We start from the raw sequence: 21,252 nt of genomic DNA, 5'->3' as shown, positions 1-21,252 counted from the left end.
AGAACCTAGATAGTATTGATACTAATTTTATTTAATACTAAAAACATCTAATTTTCTTTTGATGATATAGTGCCCCATGTCCGTTAAGCTGGGAAAGTGAATACCAAAAACTAAGAAAATTATTAGGTTAAGATTGTAGTACCTGAAAAATATTTAGTTTCTAAACCCTTGTTAAGTAGCTAAGATGAGCAATTATACTAAACTAATAATGAAAAAAGGATCTGATATGAATATCAAACCCTTTTTTACTATGTATAATTATTTCACAGATTCTTTTAATTCTTTTCTAGCTTTAAATGTCGGTGCTTTAGAAGCAGTAATTCGAAATTACTATATAAAGTTTTAACGAATTTTATGTTAAACTTATTACATTTCAAGAAGTCCTTTACTTTTAGAATCCACAATTCTTCAATACCCTTAGACTTTCCCTACGCCCTCTGTAGGGATTTTTTCGATAAACTAACATACTTCTTGTACGCTTTCTGAACCTTATCTCTACTATTTTGTATCCAGTTCAATGTTAAATCTTTTATCAAAATAGAAATCTCTTTAGTATTTTGAATTTTTTATGCATAAAAAAAACACCTTTAAGGTGTCTTCCTCCAAATTAATAACTGCATGTTATATCATAAACTTTCTCAATAATTATTAATTTAATCTTTACTTTTAAATATATCCTTTTAACATATTTTTTGAGAAACGATTTGGATATAGACCAATAAGCATTTCATATGGACTTCCTTTCCAATAGCATTTTAACGGAGTCCATAATTTTTGTTTTATTAGCCATTTTTGATTAAATACTTTTAATAGCTGTTTTTCATCCAATTTTTCTTTCTCTTCAATAGTCCACCTTAATGCCTCTAATGCTTTATGTTTAGACCAATATCCAACAGGAGTAACTCTAAATTCCCATTCTTTAAAACGGTCTCTATATAAATCATTAATCATTCTAAACGGACTATTCCCCCAAATTATTTGACATGCTGATGCTAATCCATGGGTCTTTAACCATTTTATATTGTATATATCAAGCAATTGTTTAGGGGTTAATCTCTCTTTTTCTTCAATGGTCCATTTCAATGCTTCTAATGCTTTTTCTTTAGTCCAGAAGTTATTAGGGGTCATGCCAAATTCCCATTCTTTAAAACGGCCTGGATAAAGATCATTAATCATTGCATATGGGCTACTATTCCAATACATAGCCAGAGGTGCACTAAGCTTATTTTTTTTCAACCATTTTTTCCCGTACAATCCTAAGAGCTTTTCTTGTGAAAGACCCTCTTTTTCCTCAATAATCCATTTCAAAATTGTTAATGCTTTTTCTTTAGTCCAAAAATTCAAAGGAGTCATACCAAATTCCCATTCTTTGAACTGATTTGGATACAAATCATTAATTGCTTTAAAAGGGCTATTTTCATACCTATGTTTGAGTAATCCTCGTAGTCTATACTTTACAAGTAATTTTGTGTTCCACTTTTTTCTTATGTCTTCCTTATTCCATTTTAAAATACTGTTAAGCAAATATGTTAATACCCTACGCGCCATTTTATTATCTACATCTTCTTTCCATGTATTTGGAGGAAATCTAATTCTTTTTCCATCTAATATTTCCTGATAAATATCTTCTATAGAAACTTCTTTTTTTAACAATATATAAATCCTCCTATAGTTTTTATTAATATTTATACACTATCATCATCTTCAATCATTATATCTATATTAAAAAATATAATTAAAATACCCATCAAAATCAACAAGAAGATTATTTTTTTAAAAATTTTCTAATAATTAACCAAGTGAATATTTATTTTAATTTTCTAATTATTGGTTTATACTAAGTTAGTATTATTATATTCGTATATAAGGAGTGTATTCGTATGGAGAAGATTAGTAAAAGCGATATTATTCGTACTGTTCCGCAAAGCGGTTTTTTCGGACACCCTAAGGGGCTGTTTACCCTATTCTTTACTGAGTTTTGGGAGCGATTCTCTTACTATGGGATGAGAGCAATATTACTTTACTATATGTATTATTCAATCTCACACGGTGGTTTAGGAATGGATCATGCGACCGCAGCGTCAATTATGGCCATCTATGGATCTCTCGTTTACATGTCTGGCATTATTGGTGGCTGGATTGCAGATCGTCTACTAGGTTCAAGTAGAACAATTTTTTGGGGTGGAGTTTTAATCATGGTAGGTCACCTGATTTTAGCACTACCAGGAACTATAAGTACTTTATTCATATCTATGGTGTTTTTAGTACTTGGTACAGGTTTATTAAAACCTAATGTATCTAGCATTGTTGGTGATTTATATAGTGAAACAGATACTCGACGTGACTCAGGTTTCAGTATTTTCTATATGGGTATTAATTTAGGTGCGCTTTTATCTCCTTTTGTTATAGGAACACTTGGTCAAAAGTATAACTTCCACCTAGGTTTTGGTGTCGCTGCAATTGGTATGCTATTAGGCTTAATTATTTTCGTTCTTACAAAAAAGAAAAACCTTGGTTTAGCAGGGACACAAGTACCAAATCCTTTAACAGACATCGAAAGAAAAAAAGTTATTATACAGTTTAGTATTGGTACAATAGCTATAGTACTATTTTGTATTTTAACGATACCAACAGGTATTTTAACTATTAATCGATTCACTTTATTAGTAAGTATTTTAGGTATTCTCATTCCAACTGGTTACTTTATTTTTATGTATCGTAGTCCAAAAACTACAAAAATTGAAAAGTCTCGTTTAATTGCTTACATACCATTATTTATCGCTGCTACAATGTTTTGGGCCATTCAAGAACAAGGAGCTATCATTTTAGCTTCATATGCTGATCAGCGTACTCAATTAAAGTTGGCCGGGTTTGAACTTCAGTCTTCATGGTTTCAATCATTAAACCCTAATTATATTGTTTTGTTAGCACCAGTATTTGCTTGGTTATGGGTGAAGCTTAATTCACGTCAACCAAGTACGGCTAATAAATTTGCTATTGGTTTATTATTTGCTGGTTTATCCTTCTTAGTTATGATTATCCCTGCATATATACATGGTACAGAATCCCTTGTAAGCCCTATGTGGTTAGCGATTAGCTTCCTGTTAGTAGTAATCGGGGAACTTTGTTTATCGCCTGTAGGTTTATCAATTACAACCAAATTAGCACCAGCTGCCTTCTCTGCTCAAACAATGAGTCTGTGGTTCTTAACTAGTGCAGCTGCACAAGCTATAAATGCTCAAATAGTTCGATTATATAATCCTGAAACAGAAATTATTTATTTCGGTGTAATTGGTGGCCTTTCAATCATTTTAAGTGTAATTTTATATTTTATGGCCCCAAAGATTCAAGTTTTAATGAAAGGCATAAAATAAAAAAGCTGTGCTAAAAACTTGTTATAATGCAAGTTTTTATGCACAGTCTTTTCGAATAGACATTCATTTTTTTAATATATAAATGAAATTGATAATAATTATTTATATATTTTTTGTATGCTAGTTCATCATCATATTGATTATGTAAATAGCTTTTCTAATAACTTTGAACGTCCTCTACTGTATATTCTATCCTTTTATTTACTTTTGAGAGAGAAAAATTAACCGAGAATTCACTTTGAACTTCCCCCACTTTCACTTCTAAACGAAGTAAAAGTGGGGGGAGTTCAATGAGTTTTAATATGATGTATTGCATATTTTATAACTTCAATTTTTATACATTCAATAATTTGTTTATAAAATTATTAAGGATTAATAGAGGTGATTTAGATGAGCAGATTTCGAAAGAAGAATATTAAATCTCTAGAAACTTTTTGGGGATGCTTAGCATTCGGTGTACTAATGTTTGTTATCTTCTTAATTATGGATTTAAAAGATACACCTTTAAGTACATTAAGCTGGAGAGACTGGTTAGGTTCTGCAGTAGGCGCAGCCATTTTATCTGTTGGTATGTTTACTTTAAATAAATTGAATTTAAAATAAATATTACGTTAACACTGTATGTAGGCTATATATCGAAACTCATTTAAATGTGGGTTTCTCTGTATCTCCTTGTATTGAGTAGTTAGTTTTTGCTAGCTGCTCTTTTATATGTAATCACGTAAAAATATTTTCATATAAGCCATTCATTTCCACAAACTTCTTTATTTATCAAATAACGACCGTCTATTTATTTATAAAACCTCCCTTTATCTAAAAAGCTTCAAAAATTTCTATTCAGCATTTGTACTACTTTTAAGCAATTTAAAATATCCCAAAGTAATCCTCATTAAAATGCAGAGTTCTACTTATTTTTATGTTTTATATAAATAATTTGATTTATTAACACATCTATATCTTGACTTAAATCTAGCACCTGCTGATGTCTAAATCCATATTTATCTACAAGTTTAATTAATTCTACTTTCTTGTCTTCAATTAGTTTTTGTAAGTTTCTCATCTCCATATCTATTAGAACTCCTTTTTACAATTTAGCAGTTAAATTATATTATAGATATAAAAATAAATAAACTGGAATTTTTGGAAATATAACGAAATTAAAATGCGTCTGAAATATATCGAAATTATATATATGAATAAATGCATTTAAATTCTTCTATGATAATGTTATAATATTATTAACCAAGAAGTATCCAACAAATTATGATTAATCACTACATTTTCTTTCAGAATAAGTCAACATATAAAAAGACACTATGTATACATAGTGTCTTTTTATATGCTCTAATATTAATTGAACATAAAAGGGTTTATATACAATTGAACGCCTCCCGCCTACTCACTGGCCTGTGACCCTTCACGCTCCTTGAGGAATGAGTCTTCTTAACTAAAATGATAAAAATACTAACAATCTTATTGTTTATTTCCGAAATATTATGTTAACAAAGAAGGTAAAGGGTTTGTTGTTTCCATTCCTAAAAATCCTAATTTTTAAATAAAAAAAGAAAAACACTCCCGAGAGTGCTTTTCTTTTTAATAAATATCATCTATACTGTTTTTACTAGGAGTTGATTTTAGAATATGATCTCCTAGCCTTAGATAATACTTTTTATTTAATAAACCGCAAAATTGGCTGATTTTGTGGTTTATTTTTATGGGCGATAAAATTTAACATGGCCACCATCACGATCAAACCAACCTCTAAATGCCCAGTTAATCCATCCGCCATCACCTTTATTCGTGAATTCCCCATCCTCAAATACCCAGATTCCAAAAGTGATTCCATCATATACTGTTGTTCCGAAGAATTTAACACCGTTAAAACGATCCTCATAGTTTTGGTTTAAGTTAAAAACCATAACATTATAACGTTGACCTGCAGAATAAAATGTTGATTCCATTACGCCTTTTACAAATCCTGAACGATTAGTTTGACTATTAATAGCATTCCTAATCAAATTAGCGATACCTAATACATCTATACTTACATCTAAATTCGCACTAGCTTTCGCTGCATTTGGTAACTTAGACTCTACAAAATTAGTAGGTAATTCAGTAGATAAGTTAGTAGGAATATTAGTTTTAGCAGGAGAGACCTCAGCTGCACTTGCATCTGTTGGTGCGAAAGCTCCCAATCCTCCTAAACCGATAGTTCCAGCTAAAGCAAGGTTCACTAACTTTTTCATTTTTTTCATAAAAAAACCTCCTTTAAATTTTTATAAGGTATTCACCCTTACACCTCAAAGTATATATTTCTTATACAGAAGAGGCAAACGATTTTATCGAAAAGTTTTTAAAGTTTCAATAGTCTAAAAAATAATAAATATGCAAACAAAACTATTATAAATGCATATAAGGGATAAAATCTAAAAGATATATACATTTATAGGAATAAAAAACCATTAACTGAATTTTTTGTAAATAAATGAAAAAACTTTTGTTTTAGTGTCTTAGATTCTTGTGCAAGAAATACTTGTATTGTGTACAACGAGGTAGAGCCACATCGCTATTAAGCTAAAATATTATAGTATCCACAGAAAAAATCAATTTTCCAGACAAATAAGAGTTATATAATATTGTAAATAAAAACATATCATCAACTCTAATAGAATAGAGCTTTTAATTTAAAGATACTATTTTAAGCTTTTATTTTTTCTCCAAAAACTTTATTAATATCCATCTAATTGTTGTTCCTCCATAAGTTCAATGTTTCGTTTATTATTTATGTATGTTTGAATTTCGCTACAAAGATTAGGATATAGAAGGATGTTTTACAATTCATCTAACGGCATCCATTTAACACCTGTTTGATTTTCATCTGGATTATCCGAAAGACAATGTGTTTCTCCTTCTTTTAACTCATATTCAAAAATCGTTGTTAGCGAATGAACTGTCCCATATTTCTCTTTATTTTTAAAGGGTCCATATTCATATAAAAATGCCACTTGTCCCACATTAATTAAAACAGAAGCTTCTTCTAATTCTTCTCTTCTAACTGCTTCGATCAAACTCTCTCCTTTCTCAACGTCTCCATCTGGCAAGTTATAATGTAATCCATTCTCATCATTAAATTCAACTAATAGTAAATTGCTATTTTTAATGATTAATGCTCTTGTTCTTACTCTAATTGGATATGTCATAGATATTCCCTATTTCTGTATTTATGTAAATCATTAATATGTGTATCATCCAATTCATTGCCCCCTACGCTTATTTTATTGTATGAAAATATATTGTTACTTTACATACACATAGACTCATTCTGAGGGTCTGGCTCCATACAACAAAATAATATTAGAGGAGCACCTAGCATTATTCACATGTACTGTATACTGTCGAATCAATTCAAACGATTAGTTTATAGAGAAAACAAAAAATATTATTAAAATATCGTAGAAGATGCGGAGTAATAATTCTTGAATGAGCTGCATAAACAGCCAGAAATGAAGAGAGAAGAGGAAACAGTGTTTTTGTATCTGAAGAAGAACATGCTGGATAATATAAAAACGAAGCTAGAAGCATAGAACTGTAACTATTTGATTTTATTCAAAACATTTCTAATGGGGTATAAATTATCAAAAATATCTTTAAAGGGATTTCAAATCTTTATGAACATGAAAACTATTAAGTCTATAGGATGTTTAAATCCTCCGAAAAAATTTCACTTTACAGATAAATAAACATCCTATAATTGTTAATCAGTTATCATTATCTCCTCAATTACTTTAATATTATTAAGGGTTTCCTCATCAGTTGGTAAGAAACGAAGAACCATTTGATTATGATGATAAGTCTGTTTATAGTCTTTTAGCTGTAAGTAGCAAAACGCTAATTGTTTATGCGGTAACCAAGTTTTAAAGGGTTGTTGTTCAATGAAATGAGCAGAATTTGCTGAAGGTGCTTCTATAGCTTGATTATACCAATAGGCAGCTTGAGAAAACTGATTATTCTTAAGAAAGAACTCACCTAAGCGACAGCTAAATTCCGGTTGAGGAACATCGTATTCTAAAGACTGAAATGTGATTTCTATTTCTTTTTTAAAATTTCCGATTAGATGATAACAACTAGCTAATTTATGCATAACAAAAAGCCTGTGTTTTAATTGGATATCTTCGCAACCTAAGAACTTGTTATAAAATTCAATGGCTTGTTTATATTTTTTATGTTTATGTAATTCTCTAGCATAATGAAATATATCGTGAACTGTCATCTTACCTTTATTTTTTTTCAAAAATTGTTCATATAGTTTGAGATTTCGATCTGATTCATTATCGGCATAAATTTTTTTATGGGTGACTATAATGTCACTTTCAAGAGAATTATACTGTTCATGAATACTTAGATCTTCATGAACAACGCCGTGCCATTGAAAATTTTTACTTCTTTTAACTAATCTATTGCGGCGAATGCTGGTTAAAACATTATTGAATTTATCAATTTCTGCGTGATAAATCATGGAAACCGCATCAATTTTTTGAGTGAGTGATTGTTTTAAATTAAGTAGCTTTTTACGTTCTTCTGGTAAAAGTATATCATCAGCGTCTAACCATAAAATGTAATCCATTGAAGCTTGATGGAAAGAATAATTTCGAGCTGCTGAGAAATCATCTATCCATTTAAAATCTAAAATTTGTTTCGTCCATTTACTAGCTATTTGTTTCGTTTGATCTGTTGAGCCTGTATCTACAATGATTATCTCATCAGGAATGTCTTTTACTGATTCTAAACATCTATTAAGTGTTTCAACTTCATTTTTTACAATCATACATAAACTAATTGTAATCATCTGAGCACCTCTGTTATAGATATCTTTATTTTATTTGAATTTAGATTTTCCACCTAAAACGTAGTACTTAAACGAATCTCAATAGGTGGGGCTCTAAGTAGTTCGCGTTGTGGTTCTCGAATTGGTTTTATAGCTCGTAGTTCAACTATCATTTCAAGAACAATATTCCGGTACTTATTCACATCATCTAATATCTCTACCCTAGTTTTCCCTTGATATTGGTTTGCATCTACAATGATTATAATTTTTTCAATTAACCAATCACCTCAATACCCATAATCTGCACGCCAATAACAAGGTTAGTAAAAATAATCAAAAGAATGTAAAAAATATTGTCTTACATGCGTTAGATCTTCAAAAGCACTATCACTTGATCCATAAGGCACTTTAAAAACTAAAACTGCTTTTGCCTTTGGTTTAGCAATGCGATATAACTCTTCCATTAAAAATAAAGGATATTGTATGTGTTCTAATAAATGTTCAGCTAAAAATTGATCAATACTATCATTTTCAAAGGGTAAACGCTTATTTTTACAATTATCTAAATTAGCGACAACATCTACTCCATCTTGTTTTACTACATCAAGGTTTATCCAGTTTTCGAGAATGGTCCGGCCACAACCTAAATGTAGATTTTTCTCTCTCATAAAATCACCTCATTTTAGTTTATTTTTATTTATGTTGTTCTTAAAAAATGCTAAATGTAATTTTTTACATGAGATATTAGCTTAATTTTTGGTACAATCCATGGACCACCAAGCTAATATTTTGAAATATTGCAAGCATGCTATCTAGCTGCATAGCTAATGTTGTGAGTCATACCTGATTAAAAGATTTCTCTAACAACGAAAAAGAATCTCCTAAGGGGTAGAGTCTTTTCTCATAATATTTACATAGTTTCCGGATGCAAAAGTACCTTTAATTATCACTGTTAGTGTTTTATATTCGCTTTAGGGATTGACTCCTACTCCAACTGGAGCGTTCCCCACCGGAATAGTCTTAATCACGCTATTTGTTATCCTATCAATCACGGAAACGTTGTTACTATTTGGATTTCTTACGTAAATTCGATTGGTAGATATTGACCCGGTTGGTCCCGTTGCCCCAGTCGATTCCGTCGGAAATGTAAAAGGAGGAATTGGTAGAATTGTCGGACCAATTAAATTCAGATCGAATACCGATTCGTGCACAATCTCATGTGATTCAAACTCATTTTTCTCTGACAAAACGATATTAATAATGACTTCATCTTATATATATTCGCTTAATCGACGCCCTAAAAAAGTATTTTATACTCTGAAAACATGACAACAATAAACACATTCTGCAATTTGATTTCATCATAAAAGAAATCTTTTCCAAAATAAAGCACAAAAAAAGAGCCATTTAGCTCTCTTTTTGGTAATTTATTTTTTACGGAATCGGAAATCCAACTGAACTAAACCCCATAAAATAAGAAGAATAAAAGAAAAATATGAGAATACATATACAACTGTGAGAAAAATGTGTTCTTTGTTTTTTTGTTAGGGATAAAAAAGGAGGGTATGTCTGATGAATATCGTTCACATAGAAACAAAAAATTATTATACAAGTGACAAAGAAAATGAAATGGAAACTATACCGATTATAAAGCGGATATATTATGAAAATGGAGAGATTAAATTTGAAATATTAGAGGAGAAAAATTTTCCTACGACATGATTGGATAAATAAGGAGAATGATCATTCTTTATGAGAAGGGATGATCCCTCTTTTTATATTACGGCTAACGGAGTTTATGTGGACTAAATTTTAGAAAGAAGGCATTGAAAATGAATAAGATATGTTGTAATTGCGGTTCTAGAGAAATTAGACAAGGTTCATTAGATTCTCAAGTATATTTAAAATCTATTAGTACAAATAATCTCTTTAATCAATTTTCTAGATTAATTATTGATATTTGTACGGAGTGTTGTGCCGTCTTATCTATTAAATTAGAACATTAGAAGTGTTTAAAAATAGAAAATAAACACCACTGATAAATATAAATTATGTGAAAGAAAAGTCCCTTCAGATCTTCTGAAAGGACTTTTCTAAGTTTTTAGATAGATGGACTGCTGATAAGTAGGGTTATGGTAACTAAAATTATATAGGATAAGTTTTTGTAAGTATTATTACCAGTAATGCGTCAAATTCCCATGAAAAATAGTTTAAAAAGAAGCCCATATATGAAATCATATAGCGATTTTTAATAAGCTTTTTCTTTGTTGAAAAAAGACAATCTACAGTTAGTTATTTTGAAAAATCAGCTCATTTTTTCTTTTTGAGGAACAATGAATTTCTTAGCTTGATGGGTATGTGGCTCGCCAACTAATTCACATAAAAAGTAAGTGAAAACATAACATTAGATTCTCACCGTATTATAGGTTTCTCTGAAATGGGTATACCAGTTATCCGAAAATCCACTCTTAATTCCCTATATTAAAATATATAATAAAACAGATGATATTAACCCTTGAATTACCCGTTAAAGTCATCTTATTTATTGTCGTCTATTAACTTGTACCAACTTTCTTACTTAACATCAGTTATTTATAGCAAACCAATAGGAACTAGAGCTATATCTTTTATTAATGTACATTTCAGTTAATTTAAAGCAATAATAGAATCCATCATATTCTATGCTTAAAAACAGCAACAACCTGTTACTAATCTACATTATGTTCATTGATTAGAATGATAAAGTACTTTGGGTTTTGCTTCAAATTTATAATTACTTAGATCGATATTTAACAATTTGCTTGATACAAACTGCATCTAATTATAAAAGAAAGCTTATGGAATACCATAAAAAAAAGGGCTGTAAGCCCCTCCCACAATCCCTCATTAATCACCATTAAAGGATAAAGCGTTCATCTAATACCGTATACCCATATAAAATTATACTCTAACTCCACATTATTTATAACTAAAAGGATTCGGATATCGACTCCTTTTTTTCCTATTCCTTTTCTTCATCATACTTCAAATTTACCCACCTACCTTTTAACTTTAACCCATTTATAGTTAAATTTCCCACCAAAATCGTTGGTCACAATACCTTTGACAAAAGAACGTTGTAAATATGACCTTCCTTGTTGGTAGATCAGCGCTACTACTTCATCTTCTAATAATATTTTCTCTGCTTGTTTCATTGCTTCCCAACGTGCCTTTTCTTCATCAGCTAAATCGATTTTCACCTTATGAATTAGTTCATCATATTGCTTATTGGAATACTTATCAAAGTTATATGTACTATCTGTCGTAAATAAATCTAAGAAAGTAATAAGATCACGAATATCAGGACCCCATACATCAACACCTATGTCATAATCGCTATTGAATAACAATTCGATTTGTTGTTTACGTGACTGAGGTTTAATATTCACGGTTAGTCCGTTCAAATTCTTTTCAAGTTCACCCTTTAAATACTCTGCATTTCTCTTTGCTAACGCATTATCGCTTGTTAACAATTCCAATACTACTTCCCCTTTACCTAGTTCTTGTTTGGCTTTTTTCCAGCTTTCCTTCGCTGCATTCACATCATATTTTGCTAAATTCCCATTCACTTTCCCGAAGTTTTTTTCATCCGTTCCCCTCGCAAAATTGAACGGTGCAATCCCTTTCGCTGGAAGTGAACCATTTTTTAAGACCATTTCTACAAAAGCTTTCTTATCAAACGCCTTACTGATCTTATATATAGTAAGGTATGTGAAATTATAGTTTAGTATAAATAAAAAGGGCAAGCATATTTTTCCTTTTATCGCAGAAATGAGTACACTTAGCAATGAATGTACTCATTTCCAAAACTTCCACCAGGATTTGTCGCTATTTTTTCCTGTGCTGATACAATAGTACGTTTAGCATCTTGAACCTCTCTGACCATCTTCATATGATTATCATCTCTTAGCTCTAACCTTTTTTCTATCCTTTCTTCACGTTCCTTACGATCTTTCAGATCTTCCTCTATCAATCTATTTCTTTCTTTTATATCCTCTTCTATCAATTTGTTCTTTTGATCTATACGATCACCTAGTCTCTTTTCCATTTCTAATAGGTTTGCTTGATGCACCTTATTAATTTCTTCTATCATTAGAAGAGAAATTGGCGAAAGCACAGCGTTTTCTTTCTAGAAGAATGAAAGGATCTTTTCGCTGGAATAAACAACGAGTAAAGGTAGCTAGAATTCATGAATATATGACGAATGCTAGAAAAGATTACTTGAATAAAATCTCGACTGAAATCATCAAAAGCCACGATGTTATTGGTATATAGGATTTGCAAGTATCGAATATGTGTTAAAGAATCATACGTTAGCAAAAGCAATTAGTGAGGTATCATGATCACAGTTTCGAGCCATGTTAGAATACAAAGCAAAATGGTACGGCAAACAAGTCATTGTCGTATCGAAAACATTTGCTTCAAGTCAATTATGTTCTTGTTGTGGATATCAAAACAAAGACGTTAAAAATCTAAACCTACGTAAATGGGACTGTCCTTCTTGTCGCACACACCATGAGAGGGATATTAACGCAAGTATTAATCTAAAGAATGAAGCGGTAAGGCTTCTAACCGCAAGGACTGTGGAGCTAGCCTAATCAATTAGAGTTCGATAGAACTCTTTACTTAGGAATCCCTCTCTTCTAAACGAAGTGAAAGTGGGGGTAGTTCAATAGATAAGAATAATAATCCTTTCTATACCGACCAAATCACTTTACCAGGCTATCAATTGCCACCTCGCTCTACAGATAAAGAGGATATTGAGATGCTTTTAGCTGGGCTTCGTACAGATTTAGACGGATTCCATGGCAGTGAAATTCATACCTTGATACGTGCAGGGAAAATCAGAATGGACATTGCATTAAGAATGTTACTACCAGAATATATGAAGAATATGAAAGGAACCTCTAATCCTATATTTCCTCTGAAGATGTACATTTTTTTGTTTTGAATTGTATAACCATTTGTTGAAAGAATTTCTTCATAACTATTATGATACGTGAAATTTTTATTGGTTGGATTTATTGGTGGCTATAATAATGTCATACATCCATATACCCATATAGCTGTTGTACCTCTAAAAAATAAAATAAAAGAACAACATCTAAATGGCTCAGAACCTCTAGAAAATGATAACAACTTACACTCAATTTCATATAAAATATTTGCTGAAGGATGTGAACCAGTTAAAGGCACAATTTCAGTATCTCTAAAAGAAATCTTCAGTTTTTAAAACTGTGGCAAACTCATCATCTAAAGTTGCTAGTGATACATTATGTATTTGTTCAGACACAAAAATAGGTTGTAGAGAAGACTTTCTTCACAACCTGAGAAAACACTTCTCTTAAGATAGAGAAGTGTTTTCCCTTCATTATTGATTAGAGCTAGAAGATTGTGATTTTTTTGCAGCTGATTGTGCATTTTGTTTTTTCACTGCATGTACATCTGTTTCAGTTGCAAATTCTGTACCATAGCTAGCATTTGCACTTTGTGCACCTGAAGCTTGGGCTTTCTGTGCCTCTGCTTGTGCATTCGCTTGTTTCACTGCTTGTACATTTGTTTCAGTTGCGAATTCTGTACCATAGCTAGCATTTGCACTTTGTGCACCTGAAGCTTGGGCTTTCTGTGCTTCTGCTTTTGCATTCGCTTGTTTTACTGCTTGTACATTTGTTTCAGTTGCGAATTCTGTACCATAGCTAGCATTTGTACTTTGGATGCTAGCGCCAGAAGTTGCCTTATTGTAACCTTGTTGTTTTTTGTTCATCTTTCTCACCTCCACAATTAATAATATAACCACCCCATTTAAAAGCTATTCTTAATTATATTTTTTAAATTTCCGTCAGTTATTTTAATCTTCATTCAAACTACATATTATAGAGATGAAATTATGTATATAGGACGAAATATGACTGAACTAACCATGCTTATAAGAAATGAATGGAAAGAAAAATAAATATTAATTACATATTATAAAGATGGTTATTTTCTCTCTAGTTATATGACTGTGGTTGATATTGATCTGCTAATTAGTGCTGTCATATGTACTGATGCTTTTTATAATAAGATGACACTACAATTTTCTAACATAACAGAGGTAAGATAGAATAGATTTAAGTAATCACGTTTGAATCGTTATAAAGGAGTGTATAAAATGCAAGGGAATCAGATAAGAAAGAATACAGCAAGAACTGTTATTCATAATAATGTAAATAACTATCCCTATTTAAGTATACCTATGATTATCAATGAGGAAGATGAAAAGATATACGAAGTTTTAAGCGCCGGTTTTCATACTAATGATGCAGTAGCAATGATAAAAACGGATGGTTTCGCTACAACCAGGGCAAATACACCGATCGTAACAGTAAAAAACACCGATGGTAGTATTCAAGTATTGCGCTTGCCTTTAGAACTGGAATATTGGGTACTTTCTTGTATGCGTTCTGCTTCAGCAGAAAAAAATCCTTTCCCATGTAAAGTTGCTTTTGGAATCATTGACACTAAATTTCATGTGGAATTTAAATAAAAAAGAAGGGATTACTCAATTTGAGTCCCCTCTTCCTTAAGTTAAATAAACATCACTTCTCTGCGTTGTTTATAGGAGTAGCATCAATAGAAGCTGAAACTGAAATATTTGCCTTTGATCAGAAATAAAACACAAAAGTTATATATTAAACTTTTAGTTTTTTATCGTTTTCCGACAGAAGACTCCTTCCTCAAAAATGTGAAGGTGTGAAACACCAATTTTAGGTGGGAGATGAATGTCGGTTGGCATAAGCCAACATATTTGCTATCATTTACTTGTACAGATTGCTCTTCAAAAACTGAAGATATGAGGTTGGTTGCAGAAAAACGTTGCAACCGTAAAATCTTCAACGTTCTATCGCCCCACGCTTCTCAAAATTGCGAAAACCAAGCTAAAGTAGGTAGTGTGGTGAGTCAGCGTACAAGATACTTATATTCTCACCGTAGGGACTGCGGGTAGAGCCTGCTAAGATAACTGGTGGATACATCGGTGTTCGCAGGAATCTCCCACTTCAAACAGTCCGTTAGGACGTTAAGTGGTGAGTAGTTCAAGTATTGGATACAAAATACGAAAGAGCCCTTCTTGCATGATAAAAATAACGAGCAAGTTACACTTGCACATACAATATCACCCCAAAAATTAAATACTAATCAGATCGATTTACCAAAAAACAACCAAGTATTGATCAATTATTATATAAAATGTTTTCCACTTTATTTTTAAGTATGAGAAAAAAATTTGATAAGACAAAAACTTCCTTCTTCTAATTCGAAAGTAAACTTTTGAATAGAAATTCACTTTCCATTTCATCAATAAGAAAAACCACAGCAATTGCTGTGGTTTTTCTTATTGCCCTGGCTAAAACTATGTTGTAAATACTCATGGCATTGTATGTTTGATTTCAATTTTAAGTTCCAATGTAAATTTTAAAATATTAGTTTATTTTAAAATCACCTAAAACATTGAATTTAAACAAAACTCCCTAATATCTTCAAAATAAAAATATACATTCAAAACATTATAAAAAAGAATCAACAATCACTACAAACAAAAAACAATTTAGAATTACATGTTCGAAACCATTAGAAACATAGCTGAAAATAAAAAATCAACTTTACCAAAACCCCCACTGAATAAATCTTCCCTCTAATTTTTGAATAGATTTCCTCCCCAACAAACAAAATTAAAAAGTTTTCCTTCCAAAAACACAATGAAATATTATAATTCCGAATATATAAATAAATATATTTAAAATCAATGCTAACCATTTTTATATATTTATTGGCGATTTCTTGAAATAAAGAATATATGTATATTAAATTCTAATGCCTATTTTTAATATTTAAATTCAAAGAGGTGTATTATGAGACCAAAATTTTTCGAACCATCTATTCTATTTTGGAGAACTGAAAGAACTCCAAATGATACCCAATGTAACACTCAATGTAATTTTAAAAACGATTGTCACTGTATTACCAATAAAACAGATTTTTTTCCTGTAAATGAAAAAAATCAAAGTAACTTCCTTGAAATATTATTAAAATTACCAATTAATTATCCAATAAATAAAATTATTCTTAATGGAAAAGAAATAGCAGTTACTAATTTCATCTCAATAAATACAGATAACTACATTTTAATTTGTAAAAATAAAGAACAGATAATTTCAATTAATTCTAAATCTATAGAAGCTATTTATTGGTAAATAAAAATAGGTAATATTGTCTATTGCGGTATAAGTATAAATGAATATAATATATTATACTCATTTAGGAGGTGAATCCTTTTGGAAAACGGTATTAGAACATTATTAAATAGTTTTCCTACTAATTACCCAGTAGATAATGTTATTGTAAATGGCCGCTCCGTTGCAACTACCAACTTTATTAATGTACAAGGAGATTTAGCTTTCTTTCGTAATAATGCTGAAACTCGAATCTTTAGAATTGAAAGTATCGATGGTCTAGACTTCTAAAATATTTATAAAGTGTAAAAAAGTCCCTGCACTAAATTATGGGGCTTTTTTACATTTATCTCTTAATAATTGACTCTACTCCATTTATATTAATATTTTTAAAATAAATGTATACCTCCAAAACAATACAAATAAAGAATTTAATAAATCCATGGAAAAATTTATAAAGATCCCTCTCTTTTTTATAAATAGATATCCATAATCCGTCCTACGCTTTTTATTCCAAGCTTCACTTAAGCTTCGAGCCTGTACACTCTCAAAATTAAGTAACTTTAGCAACATAAACGCCCAGGACACTGATCTTTACTTCCAAAATTCATACCATTTCTTTTCATTATTAGTTGCAATCATCCTCTTAACTTCCTGGACTTCCCTTATTGTTTGCATAAGCATTTAATCACGACCCTAGTTCTACTCCATGTCTTCACTAATATTTATCATTTTAGCCAAGAAGACTCCTTCCTCAAGGAACGCGAAGTGAGTAGGTGGGAGATGAATTGGCTTTGAACAAGGGATGGCAAGGAACCATCTTAATTGTTCGACATACATAAAGTGTTACTTCACCATCCATCGAATATACATTCGGTATATAATAGTCATATATCGAAATGGAGGTGAATCAAATGATAATTAATAAAGCCTATAAGTTTCGTATCTATCCAAATCAAGCACAAGCAATTCTAATTAACAAAACGATAGGTTGTTCTCGCTTTGTATTCAATCATTTCCTATCCCTATGGGAACACGCATATAAAGAGACAGGAAAAGGTTTGACATATGGTACATGCTCTGCCAAACTTCCTGCCATGAAGAAAGAGTTTGTTTGGCTAAAAGAAGTGGATAGTATTTCGATTCAGTCGTCTGTTCGCAACCTTGCGGATGCGTATACACGCTTTTTCAAAAAACAAAACAGCGCACCGTGCTTTAAATCTAAGAAGAACAACGTACAATCTTATACCACAAAACAAACAAATGAAAACATTGCCGTTGTAGGGAACAAAATAAAATTGCCGAAACTAGGCCTCATTCGATTTGCCAAAAGTCGCGAAGTAGAGGGGCGTATTGTAAATGCTACAGTTAGACGGAACCCTTCTGGCAGATACTTTGTTTCATTGTTAGTCGAAACAGAAGTACAAGAGCTTCCGAAAACAAGTTCTTACATTGGAATGGATGTGGGACTAAAAGATTTCGCCATTTTGTCAGATGGAACCATCTATAAAAATCCGAAGTTTTTTCGATCATTAGAAGATAAGTTGGCGAAAGCACAGCGTGTGCTTTCTAGAAGAATGAAAGGATCTTCTCGCTGGAATAAACAACAAGTAAAGGTAGCTAGAATTCATGAATACATATCAAATGCTAGAAAAGATTACTTGGACAAAATTTCAACTGAAATCATCAAAAACCACGATGTTATCGGTATAGAAGATTTGCAAGTATCGAATATGCTAAAGAATCATAAGTTAGCAAAAGCAATTAGTGAGGTATCTTGGTCGCAATTTCGATCCATGTTAGTATACAAAGCAAAATGGTATGGCAAACACATCATGATAGGGATATTAACGCAAGTATCAATCTAAAGAATGAAGCAATAAGGCTTCTAACCGCAAGGACTGCGGAGATAGCCTAATCAATTAGAGTTCGATAGAACTCTTTACTTAGGAATCCTCCACTTCTAAACGAAGTGAAAATGGAGGTAGTTCAATACTATAAGTGTATTGTAGAAACAGTTGATATCTTAACATGCTGGGGGATATAGTTGAAGTAACAGCACATGTTTTGCAGCATCTCGAATTCCTCCTCCTTCTAATTAGCAAATACAGTAATTCAAATTGCGGATGACACCTTAAGATGTCTATTCTTTTTTAAAGGGACCTGCTCAATTACTCTATAAAAACATAAGGTAAAATGAACCCGTTAAGACACATGAGTGAACCCCTGTATTATTCTCTTACCAAAAGGAGGAAAAATTATGAGTTATGGTGGCGGATTTGCTGGTGGCTTTGCTTTATTAGTTGTATTATTTATTTTATTAATCATAGTTGGAGCTGCTTGTTTCTGCTAAAAAACTATCTGAAAAGACACTCTTATATGAGTGTTTTTTCTTTATTTCTAAACAGACTTGCCCATTCATTCCATAAAAACATACAGTACTATAAAACCATTAAAACAACAACCTATCCCACTGTTAGGTCTTCTAATTAAAGGGGGAAAAATTATGAGTTACGGTGGTTCTTGCGGTGGTTTTATTAGCAACTTTTCTTTACTGATCATTTATCTTCAGCTTATTAATTATTATCAGATGTAGATGTTGTGGCGGCGGATTCGAGAATTAGGAAAAGGCACTATTATGAGAGTACATACTACTTAAATAATGCAATTATGTATAACCTCAAAATATATATATAGTTAATAATCAATATAATAAAACAACGAATGTGAATACCTTCTATAAAGCAAATTCTTTTGAAAAGTATAGCATATCGTTCGTTTTAAAAGATATGACTTCACTCTGATACTGATCTCAATTCTTTTGTATGTTGTGTACTAACACTCTAATATATAATTATTTCACCTCTACTTCTAATACATGTTAGTTAGCTTATTTGCAAACTTGCTTGCACTTTTTTTGTTTTTTTCTATTACATACTCTTGAAAAAAATTCAGCTGATTGATGGAAATATGATCATTTATATAATCTGCACACGAACTTCCTGTTCTTGCAATAATTGGATAGTCAACTCCAATACGATATTTTGCATTAACTGGTAGTGTTTATCATGAGATTTACTTTGTTCTGATATAAGTTCTATACATTGAAATATATAGCCTTCTACACGTAAGCCTCCTTTTTCAATTATAGATGGATTATGTCCTTTTTTTATTATTTTTGGCAATAAGAATTCTTTTTTTGTCAAAATAATTTCCTGTGATACCTCTTTTATTCCTATAACTTTTTCTTTAAAAACCACCTTTTCTATTAAACTAATTTCACCTTTATACCTCCCTATTTCTATTGGTAGTTTCACCTTTATATAATTATTTACATCCGCTTCAACTTCCTTCTCTAATATTATGCCGTGGATAGGAATCCACGAAGATGTACCTAGCCAACTCTCTTCCATATCTCCTTTTACTTTTTGATTAGAAAGTTCTAAAAGTACTCTCTTCTCATGAAGGGTTGAAGAAACTAAATTACAATTAATTTCTCCATGATAATGTTGCATTGTAGTTAATAACTTAGAATCCAGTTCACGACCTGTTGCATCTTTTTCATTACGAAATACAAATGCTTCTTGATTTTTCACACTAATATTAGGAGATTTTATAAAACTAGTAACATCCGAAATAATAGAAAATGGAGTTTTCACTTCTATTGAACGTACTGAAGTCTCTATTTTCGATCCTGAATCTATACTTTTTTTCTTTGAATCTGTTTCTTCATTTTTTTTCTCTAATTCATTTGTTTTATTTTCTTTTTCTGATTCAATTTTCACCTCTACTCCCTCTAATCCATTCACTTTCGCTTCTTTTTCTAACTCTGGTTCTTTACTTTCTTTCTCTGCTTGTATTGCTTTCGTTTCTTTTTTTGACTCTGGTTTTTTACTTTCTTTCTCTGCTTGTATTACTTTCGTTTCTTTTTTTGACTCTGGTTTTTTACTTTCTTTCTCTGCTTGTATTACTTTCGTTTCTTTTTTTGACTCTGGTTTTTTACTTTCTTTCTCTGCTCGTATTGCTTTCGTTTCTTTTTTTGACTCTGGTTTTTTACTTTCTTTCTCTGCTCGTATTGCTTTCGTTTCTTTCTTTGGTTTTGCTTCTTCACTTTTCTTATTTTTTCTTATTTCGCGTGAATCATCTTGATCATTTAATATTTCCCCTTTGTCAACTTTGTTCCATATTCCCTTACCAACCAATGGACTATCCATCACTATCCCCCCTCACTTATGAAACTCATAAAAATATGTTTTGACACGCGACCATTCATCATTATATATGTTTTATAATAATAAAAAAGACATTGTCTTTTCATATAAATTTCTTTACGATATTTGGGATCGCCAGCACTAAAAATTATCTAGTTGTGCCCTTCTCGAAAAAGAAACAAATCCATCGCTACCCATATGTTCCGTAAAACCTTCGGATGTTAATTCTATAAACAAACAAAAGATGTGACCATGATAAAAGAAATACTTATTCATCGAACACCACAAATCAAACTGGAACATATTAAGTAGATTAAGAAAAAAATGATGTTATTATTAAACAACTTTCATATTTACATAAAAAATCCACACTTAACTAGACTCCTATACTCACACCATCTTTTCTAGACGAGCATAAGATGTACTAACGAACGAAAGGGGGTAATTTTATGGGTTTTGGTTTTGGTGGAGGTTGTGATTTTAATAGATGTGATGATCGGAGAGATCATCATAGAGATCATCACCGAAAAGACGAAAACAATAGACAGGTGAATAATAATCCAGAGTTATTACAATTCTTAAGAACATTAACT

Annotated in this window: 17 protein-coding genes and 7 pseudogenes; 12 read left to right on the top strand and 12 right to left on the bottom strand. The window is 31.1% G+C overall.

Features of this window, described 5'->3' with window-relative positions; all coding sequences use genetic code 11:
* Window positions 1-666 precede the first annotated feature (666 nt).
* Window positions 667-1,653: a DUF4046 domain-containing protein gene (locus tag ACTFRH_RS30025; RefSeq protein WP_000913371.1), complete on the bottom strand. Its 987-nt coding sequence runs from the start codon at window positions 1,651-1,653 to the stop codon at window positions 667-669.
* A gap of 227 nt (window positions 1,654-1,880) precedes the next feature.
* Between ACTFRH_RS30025 and ACTFRH_RS30020 the strand changes: the two genes are divergently transcribed.
* Window positions 1,881-3,374, top strand: a complete 1,494-nt coding sequence (locus ACTFRH_RS30020; protein WP_000411726.1) for a peptide MFS transporter — start codon at window positions 1,881-1,883, stop codon at window positions 3,372-3,374.
* Between the two features lie 390 nt (window positions 3,375-3,764).
* Complete coding sequence (locus ACTFRH_RS30015; RefSeq protein WP_000086093.1) at window positions 3,765-3,977, top strand: hypothetical protein; 213 nt, start codon at window positions 3,765-3,767, stop codon at window positions 3,975-3,977.
* A 301-nt stretch (window positions 3,978-4,278) separates the two neighbouring features.
* Here ACTFRH_RS30015 and ACTFRH_RS30010 read toward each other — a convergent pair whose 3' ends face one another.
* The 6 genes from ACTFRH_RS30010 to ACTFRH_RS29985 all read right to left on the bottom strand — a co-directional run bounded on the left by ACTFRH_RS30010 (window position 4,279) and on the right by ACTFRH_RS29985 (window position 9,410).
* Window positions 4,279-4,440, bottom strand: coding sequence for an aspartyl-phosphate phosphatase Spo0E family protein (locus ACTFRH_RS30010; RefSeq protein ID WP_000425960.1), 162 nt, complete (start codon window positions 4,438-4,440; stop codon window positions 4,279-4,281).
* Between the two features lie 646 nt (window positions 4,441-5,086).
* Window positions 5,087-5,584: a stress protein gene (locus ACTFRH_RS30005; protein ID WP_372584636.1), complete on the bottom strand. Its 498-nt coding sequence runs from the start codon at window positions 5,582-5,584 to the stop codon at window positions 5,087-5,089.
* Between the two features lie 621 nt (window positions 5,585-6,205).
* A complete protein-coding gene (locus tag ACTFRH_RS30000; RefSeq protein ID WP_000221985.1) occupies window positions 6,206-6,574 on the bottom strand; it encodes an NUDIX domain-containing protein in 369 nt (122 codons plus the stop codon).
* A 554-nt stretch (window positions 6,575-7,128) separates the two neighbouring features.
* Window positions 7,129-8,220 (bottom strand): tetratricopeptide repeat-containing glycosyltransferase family 2 protein, encoded by a 1,092-nt coding sequence (locus ACTFRH_RS29995; RefSeq protein ID WP_000628713.1) that lies wholly within the window; start codon window positions 8,218-8,220, stop codon window positions 7,129-7,131.
* 299 nt (window positions 8,221-8,519) lie between these two features.
* Window positions 8,520-8,867, bottom strand: a complete 348-nt coding sequence (locus ACTFRH_RS29990; RefSeq protein WP_001208384.1) for a class I SAM-dependent methyltransferase — start codon at window positions 8,865-8,867, stop codon at window positions 8,520-8,522.
* Between the two features lie 303 nt (window positions 8,868-9,170).
* Window positions 9,171-9,410: an exosporium leader peptide-containing protein gene (locus ACTFRH_RS29985; RefSeq protein ID WP_265183435.1), complete on the bottom strand. Its 240-nt coding sequence runs from the start codon at window positions 9,408-9,410 to the stop codon at window positions 9,171-9,173.
* Window positions 9,411-9,771: 361 nt separating this feature from the next.
* On the opposite strand from ACTFRH_RS29985, the gene ACTFRH_RS29980 reads away from it, so the two are divergent.
* The gene (locus ACTFRH_RS29980) at window positions 9,772-9,921 is read left to right on the top strand and encodes a hypothetical protein (protein ID WP_001028234.1); all 150 of its coding nucleotides are present in this window, start codon (window positions 9,772-9,774) and stop codon (window positions 9,919-9,921) included.
* A gap of 1,316 nt (window positions 9,922-11,237) precedes the next feature.
* Here the strand turns inward: ACTFRH_RS29980 and ACTFRH_RS29975 are convergent.
* Window positions 11,238-11,930, bottom strand: a pseudogene (locus tag ACTFRH_RS29975) (ABC transporter substrate-binding protein); the annotation flags it as partial.
* Between the two features lie 105 nt (window positions 11,931-12,035).
* Window positions 12,036-12,331 (bottom strand): annotated as a pseudogene (locus ACTFRH_RS29970) (DUF3967 domain-containing protein); the annotation flags it as partial.
* Between ACTFRH_RS29970 and ACTFRH_RS29965 the strand changes: the two are divergent.
* Window positions 12,319-12,836, top strand: a pseudogene (locus ACTFRH_RS29965) (RNA-guided endonuclease TnpB family protein); the annotation flags it as partial. The pseudogenes ACTFRH_RS29970 and ACTFRH_RS29965 sit on opposite strands and share 13 nt — an antisense overlap.
* Window positions 12,837-13,237: 401 nt before the next feature.
* Complete coding sequence (locus tag ACTFRH_RS29960; protein ID WP_142386022.1) at window positions 13,238-13,471, top strand: hypothetical protein; 234 nt, start codon at window positions 13,238-13,240, stop codon at window positions 13,469-13,471.
* Between the two features lie 138 nt (window positions 13,472-13,609).
* Here ACTFRH_RS29960 and ACTFRH_RS29955 read toward each other — a convergent pair whose 3' ends face one another.
* A complete protein-coding gene (locus ACTFRH_RS29955) occupies window positions 13,610-14,002 on the bottom strand; it encodes a gamma-type small acid-soluble spore protein (protein WP_001036080.1) in 393 nt (130 codons plus the stop codon).
* A gap of 189 nt (window positions 14,003-14,191) precedes the next feature.
* On the opposite strand from ACTFRH_RS29955, the pseudogene ACTFRH_RS29950 reads away from it, so the two are divergent.
* The 4 genes and pseudogenes from ACTFRH_RS29950 to ACTFRH_RS29935 form a co-directional block, all read left to right on the top strand.
* Window positions 14,192-14,341: pseudogene (locus tag ACTFRH_RS29950) on the top strand (YolD-like family protein); the annotation flags it as partial.
* Between the two features lie 48 nt (window positions 14,342-14,389).
* On the top strand, window positions 14,390-14,764 hold the full coding sequence (locus ACTFRH_RS29945; RefSeq protein WP_001161898.1) for a hypothetical protein: 375 nt from the start codon (window positions 14,390-14,392) through the stop codon (window positions 14,762-14,764).
* Window positions 14,765-16,127: 1,363 nt separating this feature from the next.
* On the top strand, window positions 16,128-16,469 hold the full coding sequence (locus tag ACTFRH_RS29940; RefSeq protein ID WP_001247531.1) for a hypothetical protein: 342 nt from the start codon (window positions 16,128-16,130) through the stop codon (window positions 16,467-16,469).
* Window positions 16,470-16,550: 81 nt separating this feature from the next.
* On the top strand, window positions 16,551-16,739 hold the full coding sequence (locus ACTFRH_RS29935; RefSeq protein ID WP_000427351.1) for a hypothetical protein: 189 nt from the start codon (window positions 16,551-16,553) through the stop codon (window positions 16,737-16,739).
* A gap of 303 nt (window positions 16,740-17,042) precedes the next feature.
* On the opposite strand, the pseudogene ACTFRH_RS29930 reads toward ACTFRH_RS29935, so the two are convergent.
* Window positions 17,043-17,132: pseudogene (locus tag ACTFRH_RS29930) on the bottom strand (DUF3967 domain-containing protein); the annotation flags it as partial.
* A gap of 230 nt (window positions 17,133-17,362) precedes the next feature.
* Here ACTFRH_RS29930 and tnpB point away from each other — a divergent pair.
* Both tnpB and ACTFRH_RS29920 read left to right on the top strand, forming a co-directional pair.
* Window positions 17,363-18,366 (top strand): annotated as a pseudogene (tnpB, locus tag ACTFRH_RS29925) (IS200/IS605 family element RNA-guided endonuclease TnpB).
* 342 nt (window positions 18,367-18,708) lie between these two features.
* Window positions 18,709-18,801: a YjcZ family sporulation protein gene (locus ACTFRH_RS29920; RefSeq protein ID WP_000120178.1), complete on the top strand. Its 93-nt coding sequence runs from the start codon at window positions 18,709-18,711 to the stop codon at window positions 18,799-18,801.
* A gap of 625 nt (window positions 18,802-19,426) precedes the next feature.
* On the opposite strand, the gene ACTFRH_RS29915 is transcribed toward ACTFRH_RS29920, so the two are convergent.
* Entirely contained in the window at window positions 19,427-20,662 is a 1,236-nt protein-coding gene (locus ACTFRH_RS29915; RefSeq protein WP_116777450.1) for a BC_2427 family protein, read from the bottom strand.
* 177 nt (window positions 20,663-20,839) lie between these two features.
* On the opposite strand from ACTFRH_RS29915, the pseudogene ACTFRH_RS29910 reads away from it, so the two are divergent.
* Window positions 20,840-20,971, top strand: a pseudogene (locus ACTFRH_RS29910) (tyrosine-type recombinase/integrase); the annotation flags it as partial.
* Between the last annotated feature and the right edge of the window lie 281 nt (window positions 20,972-21,252).

The sequence above is a fragment of the Bacillus cereus group sp. MYBK216-1 genome (genome assembly GCF_051916495.1).
GTDB classification, from domain to species: Bacteria; Bacillota; Bacilli; order Bacillales; family Bacillaceae_G; genus Bacillus_A; species Bacillus_A thuringiensis_K.
The sequence above is the reverse complement of the archived record's forward strand: the minus strand, read 5'-3'. Positions and strand labels throughout refer to the sequence as shown.

Bases quoted from the DNA above. Each gene is read 5' to 3' on its own strand.
- ACTFRH_RS30020 (WP_000411726.1), top strand. From the start codon at position 1,881: ATGGAGAAGATTAGTAAAAGCGATATTATTCGTACTGTTCCGCAAAGC.
- ACTFRH_RS30015 (WP_000086093.1), top strand. From the start codon at position 3,765: ATGAGCAGATTTCGAAAGAAGAATATTAAATCTCTAGAAACTTTTTGG.
- ACTFRH_RS30010 (WP_000425960.1), bottom strand. From the start codon at position 4,440: ATGGAGATGAGAAACTTACAAAAACTAATTGAAGACAAGAAAGTAGAA.
- ACTFRH_RS30000 (WP_000221985.1), bottom strand. From the start codon at position 6,574: ATGACATATCCAATTAGAGTAAGAACAAGAGCATTAATCATTAAAAAT.
- ACTFRH_RS29995 (WP_000628713.1), bottom strand. From the start codon at position 8,220: ATGATTACAATTAGTTTATGTATGATTGTAAAAAATGAAGTTGAAACA.
- ACTFRH_RS29990 (WP_001208384.1), bottom strand. From the start codon at position 8,867: ATGAGAGAGAAAAATCTACATTTAGGTTGTGGCCGGACCATTCTCGAA.
- ACTFRH_RS29980 (WP_001028234.1), top strand. From the start codon at position 9,772: ATGAATATCGTTCACATAGAAACAAAAAATTATTATACAAGTGACAAA.
- ACTFRH_RS29955 (WP_001036080.1), bottom strand. From the start codon at position 14,002: ATGAACAAAAAACAACAAGGTTACAATAAGGCAACTTCTGGCGCTAGC.
- ACTFRH_RS29945 (WP_001161898.1), top strand. From the start codon at position 14,390: ATGCAAGGGAATCAGATAAGAAAGAATACAGCAAGAACTGTTATTCAT.
- ACTFRH_RS29940 (WP_001247531.1), top strand. From the start codon at position 16,128: ATGAGACCAAAATTTTTCGAACCATCTATTCTATTTTGGAGAACTGAA.
- ACTFRH_RS29920 (WP_000120178.1), top strand. From the start codon at position 18,709: ATGAGTTATGGTGGCGGATTTGCTGGTGGCTTTGCTTTATTAGTTGTA.
- ACTFRH_RS29915 (WP_116777450.1), bottom strand. From the start codon at position 20,662: ATGGATAGTCCATTGGTTGGTAAGGGAATATGGAACAAAGTTGACAAA.